This window comes from Providencia sneebia DSM 19967, from assembly GCF_000314895.2.
In the GTDB taxonomy this organism is placed as follows: domain Bacteria; phylum Pseudomonadota; class Gammaproteobacteria; order Enterobacterales; family Enterobacteriaceae; genus Providencia; species Providencia sneebia.
Window position 1 is genome coordinate 1 of the sequence record NZ_CM001855.1, and the last position, 4,321, is coordinate 4,321.

Annotated in this window: 6 protein-coding genes; 3 read left to right on the plus strand and 3 right to left on the minus strand. The window is 31.5% G+C overall.

The window, feature by feature from the left end; translation table 11 throughout:
- Positions 1–251 precede the first annotated feature (251 nt).
- Positions 252–503 (minus strand): hypothetical protein, encoded by a 252-nt coding sequence (locus OO7_RS16095; protein ID WP_008917000.1) that lies wholly within the window; start codon positions 501–503, stop codon positions 252–254.
- Positions 504–529: 26 nt separating this feature from the next.
- Here OO7_RS16095 and OO7_RS16100 point away from each other — a divergent pair, with 26 nt between their 5' ends.
- From OO7_RS16100 to OO7_RS16110, 3 genes are all read left to right on the plus strand, one after another.
- On the plus strand, positions 530–1,069 hold the full coding sequence (locus OO7_RS16100; RefSeq protein ID WP_008917001.1) for a hypothetical protein: 540 nt from the start codon (positions 530–532) through the stop codon (positions 1,067–1,069).
- A gap of 223 nt (positions 1,070–1,292) precedes the next feature.
- Positions 1,293–1,706: a relaxosome component gene (locus tag OO7_RS16105; protein ID WP_008917002.1), complete on the plus strand. Its 414-nt coding sequence runs from the start codon at positions 1,293–1,295 to the stop codon at positions 1,704–1,706.
- On the plus strand, positions 1,681–3,093 hold the full coding sequence (locus tag OO7_RS16110) for a relaxase family protein (protein WP_008917003.1): 1,413 nt from the start codon (positions 1,681–1,683) through the stop codon (positions 3,091–3,093). Before OO7_RS16105 ends, OO7_RS16110 begins: the two co-directional genes overlap by 26 nt.
- 69 nt (positions 3,094–3,162) lie before the next feature.
- Here the strand turns inward: OO7_RS16110 and OO7_RS16115 are convergent, their stop codons facing one another.
- A complete protein-coding gene (locus OO7_RS16115) occupies positions 3,163–3,423 on the minus strand; it encodes a helix-turn-helix domain-containing protein (protein ID WP_008917004.1) in 261 nt (86 codons plus the stop codon).
- Between the two features lie 28 nt (positions 3,424–3,451).
- Entirely contained in the window at positions 3,452–4,279 is an 828-nt protein-coding gene (locus OO7_RS16120) for a replication initiation protein (RefSeq protein WP_043892934.1), read from the minus strand.
- Between the last annotated feature and the right edge of the window lie 42 nt (positions 4,280–4,321).

Below are 4,321 nucleotides of genomic sequence, written 5' to 3' on the forward strand. Positions count from 1 at the left end.
CAAACTCAAAGCAATAGGGTTTCTGTTTTCTTATGTTTTAATACATCAAAAAAGTTTGTCAAGTGATTGCCTTAACCATATCAGATAACAGCCCCAAAGGGGTGGTTTTTTGGGCGTTAGCAAAGCAAACCTTTTTGAACGCTTCAAACTAACAAAAACAAGTTTTGTCAGCTCTCAGCGTTGAGCTTAATAGCTATCTTTCAAATCCTCGTCTTTAAAGTATTCGATAGCTTTAAGTATTTTCTCAAGGTCTACTTTATTTTTTTATCTAATCCATCTTTTAATAATCCAGCCAGAATTGAGTTCTTTATTTCTGCTGTTACAACCATAGGGGCTAAAACAGATCTAGACTTTGGGTAGTCCTCCCAATGAAGACCTAGGCATTTTCTTGATTCTTCTTCGTTATTTAAGTGGTTATACTTACCGTATATCACGTAAAATCCTTTCTTTTCATCATAATGTGCAATGTTATATTCTTTCCAGTATGAAATGATCTTATCCATTATTTATTCCTTTTTTGAGGTTTGTTATGCCTAAAAATCACCTTATTTTTTCTACAATTACTCTAATAACAATCTGTTATCCAATCATATCATTAGCTAATGATATTCCGATTGAGTGTAAATCAGTAGAAGCTAACGCGTTAGTAAATCAAGCTTATAAATCACAATATGATAAGGCTTTTGTTGCTAAGCAACGGTTAGATCCAAATGAACAAGCGTCGTTAGTTTATGAAAAATTGACTGATTATGATTATAAAAATGGAGACTTCAAAGACATAATTATTCCATTGGATATATCGTTGACCCAAAATGCAGATACTCAATTGTTGGCTGTTCGAGAGGTTGCATATGATAATAAAAATAAAACTAGAACTTGTGAGGCAGCGGTTAAGATTTCAATAAGTGGTGTATTAATCGAAAATTATCAGGAATTAATTCCTAACGATATAGAGTTTAGAGATTTTACAAATCAGTTTAAAAATAAAGAAATAGGAACATTTAATATTAAATATATATTGGATAAGGATTATTCTGGTAACAATCAGATAGTTGTCTATGGATTATAATTAAGTGCGTAGCAGTGAGCGGAGCGAACTAGAAGAAAAAAGACCTCAAGATCGGTTTTGATTTTGGGGTTTATGTATTGACAATAAAGCAAAATATCTTATTTCTTAAGTAAGGGATACCTTAGATAGCAAGTTAGCGCAATACTTCGTATTACGTTACTTGTGAGGGGCTTCGCCCCTTCAATCCCCTGAAGGTCAAAACATAAAACACAAGGAAAAAAACATGGCAAATTTGAGCAATTTAAAAATTCTCATTGAAGATAAAAAAACATATAAAGATCGCTATCAACGTAAAAATTTTATTTCTTTATGTTTAAGTGACGAAGAATTAACAGAAGTTGAATTGTTAGCTGAAAAATTAGATTTAAAAAGAGCAGCAGCTATAAGAGCGTTACTTTTAAATAAATCTGCAATATTAAAAAATAAAATAAAAAATAACGGAAATAAAGAATATCTATTTCTATTAAATAATATATCTAATAACATTAATCAAATCGCTAAAAAAATTAATGCTAATATTGATTTTTTTATTAACAGCGCCAACGGTGAGCAATTCGCTTATTTGTTTGAAGAACTAACAGAGGATATAGAAAAAATAAAAGAGGTTTATAATGATACACAAACAGATAGGAGGTAAAAACAAACAGAGAAACGTTAAAAACTCATTATCTTATTTATTGCGTAAAGACAAAATAGAAGAACAACAATATATAAAAGTTTTATCTACAACAACAGAGCAAGATATTTTAAACTTTAACGAATATATTCAATCAAAAAACTTCTCTCACCCATACACAGCGGGCGTTCTTTCGTTTGAAGAAAAAGACATCGACGAAGATTTAAAAAATAAAATCATGTCAGAATTTGAAGAAATGATGTTCGCAGAAATCGCACCTGAGAACCGTCCCCCGGTCCTTTGGGTGCAGCATCAAGATAAAGGGCGACTAGAACTTAATTATCTTACATTCAACGCATTAGCAGATAAAAGAGCATACAAAACATACTATCACTATGCAGATAAAAAACTATTTAACGCATTTTGTGAAGTTGTTAATTATGAGAATAATATTAGCTCAGTTATAGACGTAGAAAATCACAAAGAAAGAAATAAGCTAATTAATACTTTAAATAATAAAATACCAAAACACAAAAAAGATATAGTAAATAAATTACAGGAAGAAATAATAGCGAAAATATCAATCGAAGAAATAAACAACAGAAAAGAATTAATTGATTTTTTAACTAAAGAGAAAAATATAATTATAAATCGTACAGGTGATAATTATATATCTATTAAATTTAGCGAAGAAGATAAGCCTGTAAGGTTAAAAGGAGATATCTATGAACAGAGCAGAGATTACAAAACTTATAACGAAGAATCAAGAATCGATCACAGAGCAGATCGAGAGTACGTTAAAAACGCACTCAGAGAGCACACGAGCGTTTTTGACGCAGAGCTTAGCAAAAGAACAAGTAGAAATAAAAAACGCTTTAAAAGAACACAGAACGAAAATAAGAATAGCAATGAACAAAACAATAAGAGAACAAATGACATTCAGGATGTTAGATCTGAAATATCAAGTAATAATAATAGCCTTATTAGGAATGAATTTATTTTTCTTAATTTTAATAATGATTTTAATAAAGAGAATTTAAACAATGAGCAGAATAATAGAAGCGATAAAACAGAAGAAAGAACAAGAGAACAAAGAATTAGAAGCATTGGAAGCGAAATTGAAAACATTAATCAAGAACAACAATCTATTTATTCGAAATTCGAAGATAGAAGCAGAGAACAACAATATATTAATGAGAAATCTAAAAGAATTAGAAGAAGAATTAGACTATCAAACAGATATGTTGACAGATTTTTTAGATTATTTTTTGACAATATCGAGCGATTTAAACGAACTCAAGAACTCAAAAAAAGCATCACTCAAAAAGTCTCAAAATTCTTTAAAAAACAAGAAGAAACGCAAGGGCAACAAAACAAAATTGAAAGACGACGAAGATTTAAAATCTGATATTCAAGACATGAAAAAAACGCTTAGTTTTTTATTTAGTTATTATAAGAACCACATAACAAAAGAGAGCTAAACGCTCTCTTTTAGATCTTGTTGCTTGTATCGCTTCGCTAGAGACGTTACAGCGTTATAAGAGCATTGCATAGCTTCCGCTACCTCTTTCCAACTCAGCCCCTTCTCTCGTAGCTCATACGCTGTTTTGCGACGATTTAATGCCTCTTTCTCGTAATCTTCTCTGTCTATAGCAGTGTATTTTATTACTGTTGTTATTGAGACATTAAATTTTTTTGCTAACTCTTTTTGTGTTAATCCGTCTCTGTTTACTCTCATTTTTTACCTCCTAAAAAATCAAGCATATTCAATATTTCGCTTTGTTTTTTATAGTTATTTTTTTCTTTCCTAGATTCTTTTTTCCCCTTGCGCTTTGTATCTCTGAAAACTTAGCAACGTCAAAATTTTTCCATGTCCATTTGCCTATACTTCGGGCTGTCGCTTTTATTTCATTGAATGGCAAAGGGTTTTGCTGATTACAAACAGCGTTGAGGTTGATCGCTTGTCTCTCAACTTCTTTCATCCATTGTTCAAATGATGATGAAGATTTAAACCCTAAAACTCGTTTATAAGACCAAGCTCGCAGATCATCAAAAAGGTTAACATTGCGACCTAATCCGTAATTTTCAGCTTTAACGCTTTTAGGTTGATTTAAATCGACAAAATCAGCGAGATAATCGAGATCATACAATTCAGCACCAGACCACCAAGGCGACCAATGACTATTTAACGGGTTTTTAGTAATAAGCCCTACATAGTTAGGGTCTGAACCTAATCTGTTTGCTATGCTGTTTTCTACTGCGGAGGCATAGCGTAACGGTTTTAATTTTGCTTGTTGTGTTTTACAAACCCCGTTCTTCAAAATATAACCATAATGACACCTGCCAGATTTGGGGCTTTTCGTTATAAAGTGAGGAACAGGCAAGTTAACTTCTTCAAATTTATAAAAACAATTTTCTTCATCTAGATCGAATAGCAAGCAAGTTTGTATAGCTGGTTGATTAGCTTGTATGTAAAGCATTTCTAGCGCTTTTTCTTTTTTTCTAATTCTTAACCCATTACTTAAATCGTCAGAACAGTAGGGCTTCATTGGCATTTGACTTATAAAATTTTGTCTATTATCGTTGTTAAACATAAAGCAGTCCTTTTTCTCTGAAACCCTGTTGCTACGGTCGCC

Excerpts from the sequence above, each read along its gene's own strand:
- OO7_RS16095 (WP_008917000.1), bottom strand. The coding sequence starts at position 503 with ATGGATAAGATCATTTCATACTGGAAAGAATATAACATTGCACATTAT.
- OO7_RS16100 (WP_008917001.1), top strand. The coding sequence starts at position 530 with ATGCCTAAAAATCACCTTATTTTTTCTACAATTACTCTAATAACAATC.
- OO7_RS16105 (WP_008917002.1), top strand. The coding sequence starts at position 1,293 with ATGGCAAATTTGAGCAATTTAAAAATTCTCATTGAAGATAAAAAAACA.
- OO7_RS16110 (WP_008917003.1), top strand. The coding sequence starts at position 1,681 with ATGATACACAAACAGATAGGAGGTAAAAACAAACAGAGAAACGTTAAA.
- OO7_RS16115 (WP_008917004.1), bottom strand. The coding sequence starts at position 3,423 with ATGAGAGTAAACAGAGACGGATTAACACAAAAAGAGTTAGCAAAAAAA.
- OO7_RS16120 (WP_043892934.1), bottom strand. The coding sequence starts at position 4,279 with ATGTTTAACAACGATAATAGACAAAATTTTATAAGTCAAATGCCAATG.